This window comes from Phormidium sp. CCY1219 (assembly GCF_035615515.1).
In the GTDB taxonomy this organism is placed as follows: Bacteria; Cyanobacteriota; Cyanobacteriia; order Cyanobacteriales; family Laspinemataceae; genus CCY1219.
Genome location: NZ_JAJENT010000325.1, coordinates 1 through 18,013 on the forward strand (window position 1 = coordinate 1; position 18,013 = coordinate 18,013).

General features: G+C 50.9%; 17 protein-coding genes and 1 pseudogene. 5 read left to right on the top strand and 13 right to left on the bottom strand.

Going from position 1 to position 18,013, the window contains the following annotated elements; translation table 11 throughout:
• Positions 1-257: 257 nt before the first annotated feature.
• Complete coding sequence (gene tsaB / locus LKK83_RS05670; protein ID WP_324629964.1) at positions 258-911, bottom strand: tRNA (adenosine(37)-N6)-threonylcarbamoyltransferase complex dimerization subunit type 1 TsaB; 654 nt, start codon at positions 909-911, stop codon at positions 258-260.
• Between the two features lie 136 nt (positions 912-1,047).
• Positions 1,048-1,308 carry a WD40 repeat domain-containing protein gene (locus LKK83_RS05675; RefSeq protein WP_324629966.1) on the bottom strand — a complete coding sequence of 87 codons (261 nt, stop codon included), beginning with the start codon at positions 1,306-1,308 and terminating at the stop codon, positions 1,048-1,050.
• A gap of 88 nt (positions 1,309-1,396) precedes the next feature.
• Here LKK83_RS05675 and LKK83_RS05680 point away from each other — a divergent pair, with 88 nt between their 5' ends.
• Positions 1,397-1,657 carry a hypothetical protein gene (locus LKK83_RS05680; protein ID WP_324629967.1) on the top strand — a complete coding sequence of 87 codons (261 nt, stop codon included), beginning with the start codon at positions 1,397-1,399 and terminating at the stop codon, positions 1,655-1,657.
• On the opposite strand, the gene LKK83_RS05685 is transcribed toward LKK83_RS05680, so the two are convergent.
• The 7 genes and pseudogenes from LKK83_RS05685 to LKK83_RS05715 all read right to left on the bottom strand — a co-directional run bounded on the left by LKK83_RS05685 (position 1,647) and on the right by LKK83_RS05715 (position 9,557).
• Positions 1,647-3,092 carry a serine/threonine-protein kinase gene (locus tag LKK83_RS05685; RefSeq protein WP_324629968.1) on the bottom strand — a complete coding sequence of 482 codons (1,446 nt, stop codon included), beginning with the start codon at positions 3,090-3,092 and terminating at the stop codon, positions 1,647-1,649. The genes LKK83_RS05680 and LKK83_RS05685 overlap by 11 nt on opposite strands.
• A 172-nt stretch (positions 3,093-3,264) precedes the next feature.
• Positions 3,265-5,919, bottom strand: a complete 2,655-nt coding sequence (locus LKK83_RS05690; RefSeq protein WP_324629969.1) for a WD40 repeat domain-containing protein — start codon at positions 5,917-5,919, stop codon at positions 3,265-3,267.
• Between the two features lie 3 nt (positions 5,920-5,922).
• A complete protein-coding gene (locus tag LKK83_RS05695) occupies positions 5,923-6,084 on the bottom strand; it encodes a hypothetical protein (RefSeq protein ID WP_324629970.1) in 162 nt (53 codons plus the stop codon).
• Positions 6,085-6,154: 70 nt separating this feature from the next.
• A complete protein-coding gene (locus tag LKK83_RS05700; RefSeq protein WP_324629971.1) occupies positions 6,155-6,754 on the bottom strand; it encodes a WD40 repeat domain-containing protein in 600 nt (199 codons plus the stop codon).
• Positions 6,755-6,822: 68 nt separating this feature from the next.
• A pseudogene (locus LKK83_RS31955) lies at positions 6,823-6,975 on the bottom strand (4-Cys prefix domain-containing protein); the annotation flags it as partial.
• Between the two features lie 67 nt (positions 6,976-7,042).
• Positions 7,043-9,052, bottom strand: a complete 2,010-nt coding sequence (locus LKK83_RS05710) for a WD40 repeat domain-containing serine/threonine-protein kinase (protein WP_324629973.1) — start codon at positions 9,050-9,052, stop codon at positions 7,043-7,045.
• 256 nt (positions 9,053-9,308) lie between these two features.
• Complete coding sequence (locus LKK83_RS05715) at positions 9,309-9,557, bottom strand: Ycf34 family protein (RefSeq protein WP_324629974.1); 249 nt, start codon at positions 9,555-9,557, stop codon at positions 9,309-9,311.
• Positions 9,558-9,634: 77 nt separating this feature from the next.
• On the opposite strand from LKK83_RS05715, the gene LKK83_RS05720 reads away from it, so the two are divergent.
• The 3 genes from LKK83_RS05720 to LKK83_RS05730 all read left to right on the top strand — a co-directional run bounded on the left by LKK83_RS05720 (position 9,635) and on the right by LKK83_RS05730 (position 12,204).
• Positions 9,635-10,906, top strand: coding sequence for a CCA tRNA nucleotidyltransferase (locus LKK83_RS05720; RefSeq protein ID WP_324629975.1), 1,272 nt, complete (start codon positions 9,635-9,637; stop codon positions 10,904-10,906).
• 326 nt (positions 10,907-11,232) lie between these two features.
• The gene (locus LKK83_RS05725; RefSeq protein WP_324629976.1) at positions 11,233-11,421 is read left to right on the top strand and encodes a hypothetical protein; all 189 of its coding nucleotides are present in this window, start codon (positions 11,233-11,235) and stop codon (positions 11,419-11,421) included.
• 468 nt (positions 11,422-11,889) lie between these two features.
• Complete coding sequence (locus LKK83_RS05730) at positions 11,890-12,204, top strand: CHASE3 domain-containing protein (RefSeq protein ID WP_324629977.1); 315 nt, start codon at positions 11,890-11,892, stop codon at positions 12,202-12,204.
• Positions 12,205-12,485: 281 nt separating this feature from the next.
• Here the strand turns inward: LKK83_RS05730 and LKK83_RS05735 are convergent, their stop codons facing one another.
• The 4 genes from LKK83_RS05735 to LKK83_RS05750 all read right to left on the bottom strand — a co-directional run bounded on the left by LKK83_RS05735 (position 12,486) and on the right by LKK83_RS05750 (position 16,468).
• Positions 12,486-12,932 (bottom strand): hypothetical protein, encoded by a 447-nt coding sequence (locus LKK83_RS05735; RefSeq protein ID WP_324629978.1) that lies wholly within the window; start codon positions 12,930-12,932, stop codon positions 12,486-12,488.
• A 611-nt stretch (positions 12,933-13,543) separates the two neighbouring features.
• Entirely contained in the window at positions 13,544-13,744 is a 201-nt protein-coding gene (locus LKK83_RS05740; protein WP_324629979.1) for a hypothetical protein, read from the bottom strand.
• Between the two features lie 376 nt (positions 13,745-14,120).
• Positions 14,121-15,608 carry an O-antigen ligase family protein gene (locus tag LKK83_RS05745; RefSeq protein WP_324629980.1) on the bottom strand — a complete coding sequence of 496 codons (1,488 nt, stop codon included), beginning with the start codon at positions 15,606-15,608 and terminating at the stop codon, positions 14,121-14,123.
• Between the two features lie 14 nt (positions 15,609-15,622).
• Positions 15,623-16,468 carry a YaaW family protein gene (locus LKK83_RS05750; protein WP_324629981.1) on the bottom strand — a complete coding sequence of 282 codons (846 nt, stop codon included), beginning with the start codon at positions 16,466-16,468 and terminating at the stop codon, positions 15,623-15,625.
• Between the two features lie 163 nt (positions 16,469-16,631).
• Between LKK83_RS05750 and LKK83_RS05755 the strand changes: the two genes are divergently transcribed.
• Complete coding sequence (locus LKK83_RS05755) at positions 16,632-17,792, top strand: NAD(P)/FAD-dependent oxidoreductase (protein ID WP_324629982.1); 1,161 nt, start codon at positions 16,632-16,634, stop codon at positions 17,790-17,792.
• The last annotated feature ends 221 nt before the right edge of the window (positions 17,793-18,013 follow it).

The following is an 18,013-nucleotide window of genomic DNA, read 5'->3' on the forward strand; positions in this document are numbered from 1 at the left end:
TACTTTATTCAACACACTGGCTTAACCCTTTTAGACCTGTAAAATGTTGAATTTCGAGAGCTACAGGCTGGCACGCATCCGCAGGTCGGAAATTTAACTCTTACCCCTAACGGCTACCAAACTTAGATAAGTCTGGTCTTCTGGTCCGGTGAGCTTGGGAAAATATTCGAGCGTAGCAAGAATAAAGTCTTACCAAGCCCCTCCCTTTAGGGATGGGGTTCCTGACCCCAGGATGCAAATCAGGGGACAAGTCTGCCCTAGGGGGAATTGCTGGAGGATGTGACGGGATGCTGTCCGTAAAAGGGAAGCGCTGCGGACCAATGGGGGCGCGCGCCTTGTTGCCATTGGCGATCGGCCAGTTGGAGCAAACTAGGGGCTGAGTCCCCCAAATTTGCAGGCACTTCGATCGCCCGATAAGGGGTTGGCCAATTGGCGAGGGTTTCTTCCCACATTTGCGGCGACATGACCGTATCCGGCAACAGGGGGATAATGTTGGTTTCGCTGACCGAATAAATGGCCACAAAAAGCTCGCCGCGTTGGGCGCGCATTTGCACGGCGATCGCCGTGGGTTCTGGTGGTGGTGTTCCTTGTTTCCACCAGGCCAGTGCAGCCAAACTGGAAATGGCAAATAACGGAATGTCCAACTGTTGGGCGAGAGTGCGGGCGGTGACCACGCCGATGCGAGTGCCGGTGAAGCCTCCCGGACCTTTCGCCACCGCAATAAACCCTAAATCCTGCCAAGTTTGAGGCTGGATAAATTCAGAAAGCTGTAGGTGCAACTGATTGGCCAATTCTCGCCCCAAGTCGCAACTGTGGGCGCGGTTCGAACCGGCAAAATTGTCAATGGCTAGACCCAGTTGGGGACTGCTGGTGTGGATGGCGATCGCGTATTGGTTTGGATCCAATGGCACTAGCTGCAAAAATCGAGAATGCACTCCATAGGGTACAGCACTTTGAGTTCAAATACTAGGGGGGGGAAAAGACCCACACCCTAGAAGGGTAGGGCTAAATACGGACTTTCGCCCGCCGACGCGGGCGGGCTAAGGTCTACAATTTTCGCCCGGTATCCCGTTCCCAGAGCTTAATTGTTTTATCCTTACTCCCACTAGCAATTTGCCGTCCCGTGGGGCTAAATGCCAGAGAAAAAACCCAACTTCGATGGGCGTAAATCGTATAAAGACATTCAAAATATCGATAAGGATTAAAATTCCGTACTGCTTCAATGGCGTTGGCTTCCCTGGGTTCCTTGAGCAAATGAAAGGCAATCCGCCGCACCTGTTGCGATTCATCTTTTAACCTTTCAATCACCAATTATAACCCGGCATGACTGTAATTTAATGCGTCTTTCAGGGGGTCAATTTTGCGTGCGATATCGTCAGTGGCAAGGCGCGTTTCGATGCCGAAAATTCCCCCCAATATCGCCGCACCTGGAGGTGCAGCATTTGTTCAGCCGAGCACTGCATCGTCGTATCGGGGTTGTTTGGAATGGGTTGTCATTGTCGTTCATTGTGCGTTGCGATTCAAGCCGCTAGGTGTTAGGGCGGCGATGGAGGATGGGCGATCGCGCATTCCGGGTTTGCGATCGCTCTTATTCTTCTATGGTACAATTTTTTCAGACCAACCGATTGGGGTAGAACTGCTATCTATTAATTTTTAATCACAATTTCCCACGCCTGCCAGAGAATCGCCGCCCTTTCATTGGCATTGTTCGGCATCAATTGCAGCCCTTGGTCTAAGGTATTTTGCGCTTCTTTGTCATTGCCCGATTGTTTGATTGACATACTGAGCAACAACCAAACTAACGGCTGCTTCGGATTAAATTGCAGGCATTTTAAATAACTCGAAGTGGCTTTATCGTATTGTTTGAGTTGATAAAGTAAAATTCCCCGATCGCGCCACAAGTCGCTGCGATGGGGTTTGAGTTCTAAAGCTTTTTCAAAGCAGTCTAACGCCTCTTCAGCATTGCCGATTTCCGCACAGAGACGGGCTTTTTTATACCACGCATCGGCATTGTTGGGTTTAAAAGAAAGAGCGCGATCGTAAGCGGCGATCGCAGCTTCGTAGTTGCCAAAATTCTCCAAAAGCGTGCCTTTAATCATTTGGGGCATTCCGCCAATGGCGCGGGCGATAAACGAAGGATTTTTCGGGGGCGGTGGCGGTTGCGATCGCGGTGGAGTTTGGGAAAAAGCAGTTTTCAGGGGCGGTAGATGTTGCAAATCCACCAATACCTCAGACGCCGATTGATAGCGGTCCGTTAAATTCGAGGCGAGTAATTTATCGAGAAGCTGGGCCAATTCTTCCCCAATGGATTCCGGGGCAAAACTGCGCCAATTCCACCCACCGTGGGCGATATCAAATAACTCAAACGGGGCGATTCCGGTGAGCAATTGGGCGCAAGTCACCCCCAAACAATACAAATCGCTGGCGGGAACCGCTTTCCCCACAAATTGTTCCGGGGCGAAATATCCCGCCGTACCGATAACTGTCCCAGTTTTTTTCAGAGTTGTCGCCGTGGCAAACTTCGCCGCCCCAAAATCCACTAACACTAATTCCCCGATTTTTTCCCCACTACAGGTTCGGCGAATAATATTTTCCGGTTTGATATCCCGATGAATCACTTTATTTTCGTGGACGAATTGTAAAACTGGCAGCAAATCGGCGAGAAGGGCGCGAATTTTGGCTTCGCTAAAAGCGCCCTCGCTTTCCAATTCGGTGAGTAAATTTTCTCCTTCGATAAATTCTTGAACCAAATAGGAATAGCTATCTGCATCGAAATGGGCGAGGAGTTCGGGAATTTGCGGATGCTTGCCCAATTCATCCAGACGAACCGCTTCGCGATGAAACATTTCTGCTGCTTTGTCGGCGTTGCTGCTGCGTTGCATTTGGGGGAAAAATTGCTTGATGACGCAGGGCGGTTTGGAGGGTTTGTATTCATCTCGCGCCAGAAACGTTCTGCCAAATCCCCCTTGCCCGATGGGTTGAATGGCCCGATAGCGATCGCCCAATAGCAACTTCGATCCACACCGACGACAAAAGCGATCGCATTCTGGATTTTGCGGATTCTGGCAATCGGGATTCAAACAATAGCTCATAGCACAATTTTGTCCCCTTAGAGTAACGTGAATTCCGCCGTAGGTTTGGCAATTAACAGCCGCCAATTGCACCCTCCCTATTCTAGTGCCATTAATTGGGCTGAATATGGTGGGAATTCCCCACCATCACCTTCCTGGTCATTTACCCAAAAACCATGCCAAATTAACCTCCCTACATCCGCCAAACCTTGAGCGTTTTGTCCTCACTGCCCGTGACAATGGTTTTGCCATTGAAACTTACCGCCACCGAATTAATCGCCGCCGAATGACCTTTCAGCGTGGCTATCAGTTCGGAAGTTTCCAGATGCCAAACCTTCAGGGTTTTATCGTGACTTGCACTGAGCAACGTTTCGCCATCGGGATGAAAGGCGATCGCATTCACCGCCTCGGAATGCCCCTCCAGAGTATTCAATTCCTCCCCCGTCTTCAGGTTCCAAATTTTAATCGTACCATCTGCACTTCCACTGGCAAAGATATTGCCATCCGGACTCATCGCTAGGGAATAGACCGGGGCTGAATGTCCGCTCAAATTATGAATTTCTGTCCCGGTTTCTAGCTGCCAAATTTTTACCGTCTTGTCTTCACTTCCACTAATTAACAAGCGGTCATCCGGGCTAACGGCGAGGGCATAAACTACGGCTTGATGTCCGGTTAAGGTGCGGATTCCCTGGCGATTTTCCAGGTTCCACACTTTAATTGCACTGTTGCCATCGCCACTAATCATTTGTGGGGAATGGTGGAGAAATACCACTGCATAAATCGACCCTAACTGTCCGCTAAAACTGGCAGCTTCGCGCTTTTCTTGCCACTTCCACAGGGTAATAGTATCGCCGATCGCACAGGCAAGAGTAGCGCCATCGGGACTGAAGCAAAGTGCATTCACCGAGGCGAACCAATCCTCCCCATTAAAGCTGTCAACAGGTTCGCCGGTTTGCAGGTGCCAAAGTCTTACGGTATCGTCGCGATCGCCACTAGCAATCAGTTTACCATTCGGACTAATGGCCACACAATTCACCGCCTCTAAATGTGCGGATAGGGTTTTTATGCATTTCCACTGGTGGCGCGACCCTTTTTCAACTTCTCCGGTGGGTTTCGCCGTTTCGGGTTCGGATTTCTCGCGCATGAATTTGCCCACAAATCCTTGAATATCCCCGACTACTTCTCCGAAAGAAGATTCCAATCCACCGATAACCCGCCCGATATTTTCTTGCTTGGGAAATTGCTTCAAGGGCGACTTAATACTCCAGTCGGTTTCCGATTCGGGTTCTTCCCTTTCGTCGGTTTCCGGTTCCCATCCTTCCTCGGTTTCCCACTCATCTTCTCCGTCCCATTCTTCCATATCCCATTCATCTTCAGCGGGAATTTCGGCAGCGGGAGGCGGTGTGGGCACAGAGGGCTTTTGGGAAAAGGTTTCTTTGCGATATTGAGAGGGAACTTTTGGCGGGGAGTTGGGGGTTTTGGGTGGTTTTTCTGCCGATTCGCTGTCGGTTTCTTCTTCTGTTTGTTTCGGGGAATCTTCCCGTGGGGTTTCGGTTAATGTGAGTTCGGGAAGCGGCGCGATAGAAATGGGTGTGGTTTCTGCGCGGGGAGAGTCTGGGGGCGCAGTGGAGGATTGCCCTTGGGATTCAAACTCGGCAAGGCGCTGGTTGATGGGGTCGAGAATTTGATGAACTTGGGCGAGAATGGTGTCTTGTTGTTGGCGTTGGGAGGTTTTTAGGTCTTCGATTTGCTGTTGGGTTTGGGTTTGGAGTTGTTGGGTGAAGTTGTCGAGTTTTTCCAGATGTTGGTGAATGGCATCGATGGTGGGAGTGGGGGGTAAGGATTGGATGAGTTGGTGGAGTTCGACGCTATTTTCTGATAATTGGTCGCCGAGGGTTTGGTTGGCGATCGCCTCTTTCTGGACTTGTTCTAAAATGTCGAGACGCTGTAAAATCGCTGACAAATTCTCCGTGGGTGGAAGCGTTTGGATGAGTTGCTGGATGCGGGCGATCGCTGCTTCGTTTTCGGCGCGAAATCTGTCTTGAAATTCCGCTAGTTGGGCTTCGGTATTTTGTCGGAGTTCTTGGGTGAGGGTTTCGAGTTGTTCCAGGCGTTGGGCGATCGCCTCCATATTCTCAATCGGCGGAATGTTTTCCAGGGCGTGATGAATCCGGGCGATCGCTGCTTCGTTTTCTTGTCGCAATGTCTCTTGAAATTGCGCCAATTGCGCGTCAGTATTTTGCCCGACTTCTTGGGTGAGGGTTTCGAGTTGTTCTAGGCGCAAACTGATGGGTTTGATATTCGGAATTGGCGGAATGTTTTCCAGGGCGTGATGAATCTGGGCGATCGCCGCTTCGTTTTCGGCGCGAAATGCGGCTTGCAGTTGTTCGATGTCGGCGTCGGTTTGCATCGGCATTTGCTGCAAACTCGCTTCGAGTTCACTCAGGCGTTGGGATATGGGATCGAGGTTGGGAATCGGCGGGAGAGATTGGATCGCCTCTTGCAACCGGGCGATCGCCACTTCGCGATCGCTTTCCAGAGACTCTTTCAGTTGCGAAAGCTGCTGCTGGGTTTGGCGGTTGACTCGTTGCGTCTGCGTCTCTAGGGTTTCGAGGCGCTGGGATAGCGGATCGCTGACGCGATGCACTTCGCCGGTTAACGTTTCGAAATTTTGCTGGCGCAACTGCTTGTTAAAACGGTTTCGGTTCGCGATATTCAGCCCCACCGTCAGGGTCAGCGGCGCTGCTGCATAGATAAACTGCTGGGTTCCGTAGGCGGCGAAAGTCCCCAATATTGACCCCGCCAGGGCCACAGATTCGGAGATTTCTAGCCAGTTGATTTTGGTCATGGCTTAAGGGGAAAGACTCAGAGGAATAGTTCTATGGTAAGGCTTCCCTTCCCAAACTGCCTTAACCTCTTCGGTGGATGGGGCGATCGCAATTTTATCTCTCTCGGCAATTTCCCCCTCTCGGCGAGAATCCTGGGCGATCGCGAAACTCTCCCCTAATTGCATTGTTTTGATTGCGTTTTTCGGGTGGGTCTGACTTGACAACTGAAGGGTAAAACTTACTACAATTGGTCAATTAATCGCCGCGCCAAATTTTAATCATTCCGTCTTCGCTACTACTCACCATTTCGCGTCCATCTTGGCTAAAAATCACCGCTGTTACCCAGTCTTGATGACCCAAAAGGATATCCAATCCTAACCCTTTTCGCAGTTGCCATAAATGGATTTTTTGATAGGTTCCGCTGGCAATGGTTTGTCCGTCGGGGCTAAAGGTGACGGAAAGCAAATCCTCACCATACCCTTTGAGAATGCACAGTTCTAAACTTCGTTTGACTTGCCAGAGTTTAATGGTTCCATCACTGCTGGCGGAAGCAAGATTTTCTCCGTCGGGACTAAAGGCGATCGCATTGACGCGAGGGTGAATGCCGAGAAACCTCAAATGCTCGGTTTGGATGTCCAACAGATATAAATTACCGTTTTTGTTGACAGTCGCTATCACCAGTTTTTTAGGACTAAATGCCATCGCCTCAATCCGACTATTAAACGGCGTAAATTTACCGATTTGCTGTCTATCTTTGAGCCGCCACAAACCGATAGTTCCATTGTGACATCCGCATCCGAGAAGTTGTCCATCTCTGCTAATCGCGATCGCGCTTGCACCCAAGGCGGAAAACATCACTCCCCCACCGCCAGGAAGGGGGATTTCTTGCCCGCTGGGAAGCTGTAGCAGTTTGATATTATGAAAGCTAAAAACGTGCGGCCAAATCCTCCCTCGCCGATGGGTTTGATGGCGCGATAGCCCGATCGCAGCAGCAACTTCGCCCCGCAATGGGCACAGTAGCGATAGTGGGATGGATTTTGCGGTTTCCCACAGGTGGTATTGAGACAATAACTCATAATTTTCGGGTCTCCCTGGGCGGTAATTCTCTGTTCCATCGCCTCAACCTTTACCGAGTCTTTAAACTTACCATTCACACCGCCATAATTTGACCGTCCCATCCCCAGAAGCACTGGCGAGGGTGTTTCCATCGGGACTAAATGCCACGGAGGTTACGGCGCGAGAATGCCCGGAAAGCATGGCAATCGGTTGGGTGGTTTTTAGGTTCCACAGTTGCACGGTGGTGTCGTGACTGCCGGTGGCAAATATTTCGCCATCGGGATGAATTGCTACCGCAACTACGGGCAACACATGCGGGCAAAGGGTGTCTCGCAATTGGGGGGTGAAATTGTCGCTTTCATCGTCGGTGGATAGGTTCCAAATTTTTAGGGTTCTGTCCCAACTGGCGCTGATTAATGTGGTACCATCGGGACTGATGGCGATCGCATAAATTTCCCGGGAATGAGCGGCAATTTCCGATTGTAATTCCCCGGTATCGGTTTGCCAGAAATAAATAGTACCGCCTGCAGTCCCGCTGGCGAGAAAATGCGATCGCAGGGGATAGCGAGTCGCCCATTTCGGATTGAATGCTACACAGGTAACGCGATCGTTTTCGCTGCTGAAGGTCGATCGCAACTCTGGCGGATTGAGAGTCCACAAGGTTACGGTGCGATCGCGACTCCCACTCGCCAATAATTGCTTATCCGGGCAAATCGCCACCGATGACACTACACTGGTATGTCCGGTTAGGGTATGGGTCGCCACTGGGGCAATCCCCTCGCGCAATTCTCGCGGACTGAGTTGCCACAAATCCCAGAGTTTTATCGTCCCGTCAGCGCTTCCGCTAGCAAGGACTTTTCCATCCGGGGCGATCGCTAAGGATAATACCCCATTGTTATGACCCGTCAGGGTTTGCAATAATTCCCCAGTCCCTAAATCCCAGAGTAAAATGCTTCCATCCCAACTCCCACTGGCAAGGGTGCGCGATTGGGCGCTAAAGGCGATCGCATTCACCTGCGTTGCCCTATTTTCCTGCCTTAATGTCCGCACGCATTTCCACTTCGGTTCCCTGTTCGGTGGATTTTTTCTCCCCAATGGCACACTGGATTGAGACATCGTTTCCCCGGCGGTTTCTTCCTGCTTTTCCTCCTCTTTATTTTGCCGGACGGGGGTGGTTAATTTCACCTGGGGATTAAGCTGTTTGAGCACCGCTTCTGCGGAATAATAGCGTTTTTTTACCGCCGAAGCGAGCATTTTATTCAAAATCCGCGCCAGAGAATCGCTCACCGGATTGAGTAAATAATCTTGCCAAATCCATTTCCCTTCTAAACTATCAAATAAATCGAAGGGAGAAACATTAGTCAGCAGATGGATACAGGTGACGCCTAAACTGTAGATATCGCTCGCAAAGGTAGGTTTTCCGCGTAGTTGTTCCGGGGCGGTATATTCCGCACTGCCAATCAGGGTGCCCACTTGTGCCAGCGCCGTTTTTGTGGCATATTTTGCTGCGCCAAAATCAACCAAAAATAGGTGGCTTTTTTTGTTGACAGAAGGATAATTTGACGGGCAAAAAATGATATTTTCTGGCTTGATATCCCGGTGAATTAAACGGTGGTGGTGGATAAAGTAAAGCACCGGGAGAAGTTCTTCTAACAGTTGCCGAATTTTAGTTTCGCTGAAATTGCCGTTTTTTCTTAATTGTTGGCCTAAGTTTTGCCCGTTGATGAATTCTTGCACCACATATTGCTGCGAACCGCTGTTAAAGGATGCCAGCACTGCGGGAATTTGAGGATGATTGCCAATTTCGGTTAACCGGGCAACCTCTTCGCGAAACAGGTCGGCAATGTTTTGCGTGCCTTCCTTCGGTTGGCGAAATTGTTTGATAATGCAGCGCGGTTTGCTCGATTTCGACTCGTCCACCGCCAGATAGGTTTTGCTAAACCCGCCAGCACCAAGACGCTGCAAGGCCCGATAAGAATGAGTTTGGGTGGGGTCGAGACTGCGATCGAGGAAGAGTTTCTCGCCACAATATTGGCAGAATTTATTGCTTTCGGGATTTTCGGGATTGGGGCAATCGGGATTCAGGCACAGAGTCATGGGGGTACCCACAAAAGCAGCAAGGAATCTTGATGGTTATTTTTCCCTATTTTAATGGCAAACTCGCTTCGGGGGAGAATTGAGAATTAAAAATTAAGAATTGAGACGTTAACTTGTTTATCGGAGCTGCCAGAAAATGCTAAAGGGAATGAAAGGTGATAGAAGGGGAAGAAAAAAGTGTAGAGACGTTCCGGAGAACGTCTCTACTGAATCAGTGGAATTCGCATGGCGAATTCTACTTGATGAGGTTTACACCCTAAGTGGGAACCAACTCCCCGGGACGCAATTTCGCCCATTTGCCCATTTCTTCTTTGAAGCTTTCACAGCCAACCACATCCCATTCCATCTGAATCTCATCGTCGGTATTGCGAATGTTGACATTGATGGAAGGTTCGATGGGTTCAAAATCGGGGGTTTCGGTTAAATGGGGTTGTTGATGTTGGTGTTCCACTGCGTGATAGGTCACGCAGCGATCGACATAGTGGCAGTTTATGCAAATGCACATCGCAAACACTCCAATCGCTTTTTTGTTACTCTAGCGTAGGCAACCTATGGATTGACCACCCCCCGAGATTGATTTTTATGAACAAACCAGGCGAGTCTATTTGTGCCCTGACCCCGGAAAGTTGGCCATTTGCCTTGGAATTGCTGCCACCGGAGGCGTATTTGGTGGGCGGTGCGGTGCGCGATGCCCTGCTCAACCGCGAGTCGGAGTATTTGGATTTAGATTTTGTGTTGCCAAAAGGGGCATTAAAAACGGCGCGTCAGATTGCCGATCGCTACAAGGCGGGGTTTGTGGTGCTCGATGCGGAACGCAAAATCGCCCGGGTGGTGTTTGAGAATGCTACGGTGGATTTTGCCAAGCAGGAGGGAATGAGTCTGGAAAGGGACTTGCGGCGGCGGGATTTCACCATCAACGCGATCGCCTACCATCCTCACACCCGGGAGACGATCGACCCCCTGAACGGGCGAGAAGACCTGCACCAGCGCTTAATTCGCATGGTATCGCCCACGAATTTGGCAGATGACCCCTTGCGGTTGTTACGTGCCTATCGCCAAGGGGCACAACTGGGGTTTACCCTCGATCGCGACACCGAAGCGGCGATCGCGCAATTGGGGGGGTTTTTGCGGCGGGTGGCAGCGGAACGGGTGAATGCGGAACTGTGGTATCTGCTCAACCTCAGCGGGGCGGGGTCTTGGGTGGCGGCGGCTTGGGAAAATGGCTTACTGCGCTATTGGTTGCCCAGTGCCACGGAGGCGGGTGTGGCTATTTTAACCCGCATCGATGAAGCAGGGGAGCGGTTGGCGCAAAAATGGCCGCAATTGGGGGAGATGTTGAGTGTCGAACAGCAGCAGAAGTTGAAGATTTCCGGCTATTTAGCGATCGCCAAGTGGGTGGCGCTGCTGCCTTGGGATCCGAAAGAGGCGGAGGCTCAGCTCATGCAGCTTAAGTTCGGCAGGGCGCAAATCAGCGCGGTGACGAAAGTGATTAAAGGTTGGCAAATGATACAATCGGAAACAGAGAATCCGGGGCAGCGATCGCTGCGATCGCAGTATTTTCTGTTCCGCGCCCTCGGGCCAATGTTTCCGGCGTTAGCAGTTCTCGCCGTTGCCGCCGAAATGCCAGTGGCAGCGATCGGTCCGCTCATCGAGCGCTATCTCGATCCGCGCGATCGCTTGGCCCATCCGAAAACCCTTGTGCGCGGTACTGACATCATGGCAGCACTGAATATTCCCAGCGGACCGCAAATCGGTCAACTGCTTGAGGAGATTCAAGTTGCCTATGTGGAGGGACGGATTTCTACTGCGGAAGAAGCGCTGGAATTTGCAGCACATCGGTGTGAAGGGGAATAAACTCTTACGGCTTGTTTCCTGAACCGACAAAATTGTGGCGATCGCCCAATTCCGCTATCCTGAAATTATCCAGCGAAAAATCACAAATGTCTCCTTTTGGCACCCGCGCGTGAGTCAGCTCCTTGGGGATTTGATTCAAACCGCAGATATGCTAAAATAGTTATTTGTGCAAAAATTCTGGAAGCTCGATGCCCGATCTCAGTCCATCGACTGTTGTTGAGGCCCTGCGGAGGTTCATCAACTATCCCGAACCCTTTTGGTGCTCGATACTCTGAAAGCCACCGATCCAAACTCCCGGAACCGCTAATTGTTTAAATGAGGTAAGAATGGCAAAACGCCGCAATCCGAAAAAAGAAAAAGCTCTCCGAAATCAAGAGTATGCCCGTCGATTTCGCAAGCGCACCAGTAACAGCCGTTTTGGTGGCAAAAGACGCTTTGGCGCAGATCGTTCTGAGGATACTTCAAAGCAGAATGGTTCGGACAATAACGACGATAACGACAACAACCAGAACTAAACCTCATTGGTGCGATCGCGCCCGTGATGTTCTCGCCAACAATAAGCCGCAGTTTGGCCATTTCCAACTCGGTTTTATCCCTCTACTTATGCCGCTCGATTCAGGCTGATATTATTAGAATTGTTTCTAAAAAGGCTGTAGTTTTTCTACAGGTCTAATGCTGCAATGAGTTTTGAGACATGAGTTCATCTGCAACTCACTGCTCAAAACTCATTCTTTTTTCTCAGCCCAGATTGGATTGCTCTGGGTTTGTTTCCTCCCTTCACTCTCATCATTACGGGGGAGTTAGGGCAAACCTAATCCATCCATTAACTATCAGATAAGCTTTTCTCCCTATTTCTCTTGTTTTACAAATCTTAGTCTTTAGCGAACTTAAACCTTAGCCCCAACAACGATATCTCCGGTTAACAATGGGTACACTAACTGTAAGACTCAACCGGTGACCTGTGGTTACAGGAGACGGTCAAAATGTTAAAGAATTTAAAGCTGAGAGGTCGGATATTTGCTGGGTTTTCGATTCCCGTGCTGTTAATTGTGGGATTTTCTGGCTTAGTTTATGTAATGGGTAAGGATATCGCTGAAAAATTCAAAGAAGTCAATCGAGCGCAACAAGTGTTAGTTCACACAGACCAGATGTTTTTGAGAACAGCACTCATGGCTCGGCAAGTTCGCGGCTACCTCCTGACCAAAAATGAAGAGCCTTTACGAGAATTTGAGAAACAAAAGCAACTGTACGATCGCGCAGTGGACGTGGCAGAAGATTTGATTGTGTATCCAGAATAGGAGGAGCTATTTCAACAGATGGTTGTTCTGGAAAACATTGCGGCTCACAGCCTCAAAGCGATCGTTTAACACCCGCAGAATTTGCCCGCCGTCTCTTTCATCTGTCCTCCGCCAAGAACCGACAGGTACAGGTAGTTAACCCGTTCTTCGCGATTTTTGCAGCAGTTAATCCCTACGCGATCGCCTTTTTCGAGTTCCAGGGAATTGAACACCCTAGGAGGGAGGCGATCGCGCGTCTTGGGAGAACCGAGACCCTATCTAAAGCGCCAGTAACGTCTCAGTTAAGAATGACGAAGGAATGAAGAATGAACGCAGCCACCCACTACACCTTTCGCCGCTTCTTCTTCATTTGGCTGAAAGCTCGCCCATGCTTCTCCCGAACTATCTTGGTAGAGACGATTGATGGTGGCACTGACGGGCAAACCGAAGCACCCGTTGACGAGAATTTCATCTCCCGCATGAAATTCTTCTCCCTCGGAATTCTTGGCCAAATCAATTGAGGGCGGGCCGCTGGGTTTTCGGTAAGGACGTTTCCGTGAGGGCTTGCGATCGCCTTCGTCTGAAGCTCGCGATCGAGACGCAGCAGGAGCCTCGGGTGGCTTTGGCTTTTTGGGTGCTACAGCCTCGGACTTAGACTCGGCAGCCCCCTCCTCGGGAGCCACTTTGTCTTTAGCCTTGCGAATGGATAGAATTTCTGGCTTTTTCTCTTCGGGTTTGTTATTCGGCATTCTTCATTTCCCCTGGGTATGTGATTCTTACTCTAACCAGTTGTCAATCAAGAATCAAGCGTTGAAAAACTCTATCCGAATAGATTTGCGCTTTAATTTGACAATTCTGGCTGTAAGGCCCTCCCAGGAGTTCCCGCAGGCTAAAACCCTCCTCTATGTCTTGAGGTTTGCGATTTGCGCTTAATGTTTTGATTTGGCTCTGTTTTATAACGTGCGATCGCCGATGGGCAATAAAAACCGAAGCGATATCTGACGGCGCGGGTTCTGGGGCGTGGGAGATGGAACTTGCGGCGCGACCCCCTCCCCAATGACGCTTGCCATCAGGGTCATTTGGGATGTGATTTAAGCTTGACTTGTGCGCCAAAACGATGATTTAGATACAGAAAAAAAGTGGCTTAACCGCTTGCCAGGTTACGGGTGTAATCTACGATACAAATTGACGGGAAAGTTGGCAAACGGAATTGAGGTCATTTGAATCTGGCGAAGAGAACGGACACTGCGATTTTTGCCTCTCAAAACATTCAAACCACATAACAGGAGTGTGGGAAAAAATCACTTGAGGATTTGACCGACGCTGGGTATTCACCCTGCGGTTCGATCGCCGGTCAAATTTAGTCGATCATTTTCAGCCAACCCCGCCGAACTGCGTAAACCAGGCGATCGATCATGGTGATCTCTTCTTCGCTGAGGCTCTCTTGTAAAAGCGCCTGTTGCAAAAATTGGCGATCGCGCTGAGTAATGGTTCCCATCGAGTAAATATGGGAAAAAATTTCAGTAACGGTCAAGTTGGGAAATTGGTAAATGGCTTGCATAATGATTAAAAATTATTGCAAAAGAACAAGGAATGAGGCTCTTCTATGTCAGAATAGATCGGACCCCGGCTGTTTCACAACCGAGGATTTATAGAAATCAAAGTTACGTAGATTCCCGGATGCGACTTCCGTAAATTCCCTGAACTCTTGTCCTTTGTCAGGGTCAGGAGAGATTGAGTATGGTCAGTCTCATTAATTTAAAATAATTTTAAGATTTGATGGGGCTATCGCCGGAACAAAAGGGAGGCGATCGGCGATCGTCAGCCGCCCGAAAATCTTTTGTATAAATTGCAGGGCAAAAAATAAACCTCAAGCCGGGTTTCAATCAAAGGTGAAGCTCTCCACTGCATTGGCGATGAATCCCCGGCGCGCATCGTCATTCATATCCGAAAGCCCGCCCGAGACTTTTAAACGAGGGCTGACGATAGGTCACGCCACAAATAGCAGCTAGCAGCAACCACCCCAAAATATTCACCCGAGAATCGAACAAAGTGACGTCCAACAGGTGAAACAAAATGCAAGCGCCAAATGCCACCAAGTAAGTGAAAAAAATTAATTTATCGTCGGTTATTTCATGGAAATCCCCAGGGATATCCCGATGGTTTTCCGGTGTATTGTCGCGCCAGATCCAGAGTAACACCACCGCTTTTGCTAATACCCACCCCACTAATCCCGACAGCAACAAGGTTGCGGGAATACCGGTTTCCGCCGCGAGCATCAAAAACAGGTTATGGGGATGACCCATCCACACTTGCGTTTGCGCTTCGTAAAGGTCGGTGAACGTTCGCAGCCCCCACCCGGTAAGCGGGCGATCGCGGGTCATGTCCCAGGCAAACTGCCACTGTGTCGTCCTTAAAGTAGCAACATGACGTTCCGGAAATAGCTCATCAGACAAGCGCATCCAGAAATAACTCGGCACGATAGCTCTGAGCCAACTTTGCAGGGGTTCCGGCGCAAACGCCGACCCCAGAATCATGCTAAGAACCGCCAAAAATCCAGCCACCAACAGCCGCCAACCGTGGTAGAGGGCGAAAGCCAAAACGGCGATCGCGGCGATCGCCCAACCATTGCGAGAATTCGTCAGCAGCAAGGCATATCCATTCCCCAACAGCGCCACACTCAGAAAGATTAACTGCTCCGAGACCTTCCCCTCTTGCCCGGTAGCATTCACATCGATGGATTTCACCACGCGCGGATCCCGGGGGTCGCGTACTTTCTCCGTCTGTTTTGGGCGCTGAGTCAGCTTGCGCCACCCGCGCGCCGTTTCAAACCACAACCCCAACCCGAGGATAAAGGTAATCAAAAAATAACTCGCCAGCACATTGGCATAGGCAAACACCGACGCCATGCGACCCGGAGGCGTGCCGGTGGCTTCCAGTTGCCAGTATAAAATCGGCCACAGCTTCACCGGTCCGGACCAGCCCCAAAACAACTGACCCAAGCCGATAATTACCACCGGTACCGAAGTGGCGACGGCGATCCAGGCAATGCGCCGCATCTGCGCCGGGGTTTGGATCAACAGGCTAAATGCGGCAAAAAATGCAAAAAACGGTAAAAAATTAAATAACCCCAACAATGCCACCGACGGATCCGCCGAAAACCCAGTGGCGATCGCCAGCCAAACCGCCAAAATAGCAAATCCTCGATTCACCCATCGGCGATGAATGTCTCGGTAACGTTGCTTCCAGGTGCCCACCATTGCCACGAGCAAACCCACCCCTCCCAGCAAGGGACTCATGGGCAACAGCAACAGCCCAAGTTGCGCTGAATTCCACCAGGGTTGCAACTGTCGATCGCGATGCCGAGACCCCCGCCCCATGAGGGATGAAGCTTTTTGCTTCATCGGTACCTGTTTATCCTTCATCGTTCATCTTTGTCTTACGCCAGTTCCCAACACTCGCTCTGGCGGGTGAGGCGAATTTGCGCCAAGGTGAATATCGTGGGAACGATTCTTCCGTAATTGGTGGCGATCGCCCGCCACCCCAGATCCGCCAAAAACCAGCCCCAAAGCACCGGTCCGACAACCGTCAACAGGCTTCGCGTCGCCCCATAGCGCGCCGCACTCAATGCCATGCCTCGTTTGGCGGTTTGTAGGGTGACATAATTCTGAAACTGACTCGCGGCGACAGTTCCCCCTCGGACCAACGCGCTTTTTGCCATCTGATATTTGGCAAAGTGAATCGCAAACTGGCGGGCAATTTGTTGCAATAATATCGGTTTGAGTACCGAGCTAATTGCCAAAGCGCTGCCCCCTTTCAGGAGCAATCCCACTGGGTCTTTTTGCACTGACAGCGGTAGGGGTTGCGGAATGTTGCTCGTCGCTAGCGATCGCTGTACCCGCAGGGTCAGCGCGTTTTGTTCCGACTCGGGCAATTGCTTCCAGGTTTTTCCCAGTAAGTTCAAAAACACTTCTGCTTCTAGATCGGTGGTGGAAAGCTGTTGCGAATATGGAATTTTCAAGTAACGACAAACCTGGATTAAGGTTTGCCGATAGGTGACGCGATCGCTCGACCCCCGCAGTACGGTAAAACCATCTGCAGCAAGATAGCGAAATCGATGTTCCAGGGCACAAATCCAAAAATCGCGATCGCGACTCTGGATGTCGAGCGGTTCTGGCGTTTGAAGGTAATCTAGGGGATTAAAGCGACGGCGGAACAAAATGTCCGTAATCTGCTGTAATTCCTCTTCCGTGGCTAACTCTAGTGCTGCTCTCAGTTCGTCCAACGTAAGCTCCTCCCCAATTGTCTGAGTTTTCCCTGCATCGGTGGCAGTCCCTATTGTAATTGTACTCCTATTGTTTTACGCTAACTAAATATTGTCTTTCACCCTTAGGCGTTGCGCGCCGCAGTTGGCGAGAATTCACGAACAAGGGGTTTTTTCATAGCTGATGAGCGATCGCTTGCTGGAATTTGATGTAGCTGTGATTGGTGCCGGCATCGCGGGGCTGACCTGCGCCGAACGCTTGCGCCAACTGGGTTATACTGTGGTGGTGCTGGAAAAGTCTCGCGGCGTCAGTGGTCGCGTCACCACCAGGCGGTTTTATGGCTTGCGCGCCGATCGCGGCGCTCGCTGTTTGGATCCGTCGGGCACCCTGTCGCAACAGTTGGTGCGGGTTCTGTCGCAACAAGGCATTGTCGAACCTTGGACGGATACGGTTTATCGCCTACAAGCCTCGGATGGCCAGATTTCTCCTCAGCCTCACTGGTGTCCTTATTATGCCCCACCCACAGGCATGAATGCAGTGGGTAAATTTCTCTCCCGTCATCTGGAAGTTTGGCTGAACCGTCGCGCCGAATCCCTCACCCCCACCGGCGATCGCACCTGGCACGTTCAGCTTAAAGCCACCGGGGAAGAAGCGAATCCTTTTTTAACTCAAGGGAGACAGGTGGAAATTTCCACCCCGGAAGAAGTGACGGCGAAGGCGGTAGTGGTGGCAATTCCCGCCCCGCAAGCGGTCACTTTGTTAGAATCTCCTGACAAGGGGATGGGCGATCGGTTTTTGCACCATTTGCGATCGGTCCAGTTCGACCCCTGTATCAGCACGATCGCCGTATATCCGGCGTCTCGTCAGGCTCAGTTTGCCCAAAGACCGGTACAATGGCGATCGCTGGTGGTTTCCCAAGACCCTTACCTCAGTTGGATTGGCTGGGATAGCAGCAAGCGCCCAGGTTCCTCACCACCGGTTGTCGTGTTTCACTCTACCCCGGCATTCGCCCGCGAGTATTGGTCCGCCAAGGACCTGGAACCCGCCGCCCGCCAACTCCTCGATCGCACCGCCGAATTGGGTCTCCCCGAGTTGCGCGATCCCGAAGCGTTTCAAGTGGATCTGTGGCGCTATGCCTTTTGTCAGCGTCCCTGGATAAAACCCGTCCTCAGTACCGCCCAACCCCTCCCCCTGGTTTGTGCGGGAGACTGGTGTGGCACGGCGCAAATCGAAACCGCTTTGCACTCCGGTTTAGAAGCCGCCAGTTGGGTAAACCGTCAGTTCGAGCAATTCCCCCTTCCCCCGTTAGCGAGTTTCTGGGAAGTTCTTGCGGCTGTTCCCTAAACTCCCACCCCCTCCTCTCGCCGACTCTCGCGCCGCCAAATAGTGGGTTTAAGGTTGACAAAAAAAGTGGCCGGGGGTATAATGAAGCAGTAGGCTCAGGCAGGGCGCTTAAGCATTGCATAACTTGCTTAACAGCCCTGCCTACACCATCGAGCTTCGTTACCAATTATCATAACACAGGCTTTCCTCCTCTGTCAATATTGCGCCGCCAAATTGTGGGT

Coding starts and splice junctions, on each gene's coding strand:
- LKK83_RS05740 (WP_324629979.1), bottom strand. CDS start 13,744: ATGCAAGCCATTTACCAATTTCCCAACTTGACCGTTACTGAAATTTTT.
- LKK83_RS05690 (WP_324629969.1), bottom strand. CDS start 5,919: ATGACCAAAATCAACTGGCTAGAAATCTCCGAATCTGTGGCCCTGGCG.
- LKK83_RS05710 (WP_324629973.1), bottom strand. CDS start 9,052: ATGACTCTGTGCCTGAATCCCGATTGCCCCAATCCCGAAAATCCCGAA.
- LKK83_RS05685 (WP_324629968.1), bottom strand. CDS start 3,092: ATGAGCTATTGTTTGAATCCCGATTGCCAGAATCCGCAAAATCCAGAA.
- LKK83_RS05725 (WP_324629976.1), top strand. CDS start 11,233: ATGGCAAAACGCCGCAATCCGAAAAAAGAAAAAGCTCTCCGAAATCAA.
- LKK83_RS05695 (WP_324629970.1), bottom strand. CDS start 6,084: ATGCAATTAGGGGAGAGTTTCGCGATCGCCCAGGATTCTCGCCGAGAG.
- LKK83_RS05715 (WP_324629974.1), bottom strand. CDS start 9,557: ATGTGCATTTGCATAAACTGCCACTATGTCGATCGCTGCGTGACCTAT.
- LKK83_RS05735 (WP_324629978.1), bottom strand. CDS start 12,932: ATGCCGAATAACAAACCCGAAGAGAAAAAGCCAGAAATTCTATCCATT.
- LKK83_RS05755 (WP_324629982.1), top strand. CDS start 16,632: ATGAGCGATCGCTTGCTGGAATTTGATGTAGCTGTGATTGGTGCCGGC.
- LKK83_RS05700 (WP_324629971.1), bottom strand. CDS start 6,754: ATGTTTTCCGCCTTGGGTGCAAGCGCGATCGCGATTAGCAGAGATGGA.
- LKK83_RS05680 (WP_324629967.1), top strand. CDS start 1,397: ATGCCGAAAATTCCCCCCAATATCGCCGCACCTGGAGGTGCAGCATTT.
- LKK83_RS05720 (WP_324629975.1), top strand. CDS start 9,635: ATGAACAAACCAGGCGAGTCTATTTGTGCCCTGACCCCGGAAAGTTGG.
- LKK83_RS05730 (WP_324629977.1), top strand. CDS start 11,890: ATGTTAAAGAATTTAAAGCTGAGAGGTCGGATATTTGCTGGGTTTTCG.
- LKK83_RS05745 (WP_324629980.1), bottom strand. CDS start 15,608: ATGAAGGATAAACAGGTACCGATGAAGCAAAAAGCTTCATCCCTCATG.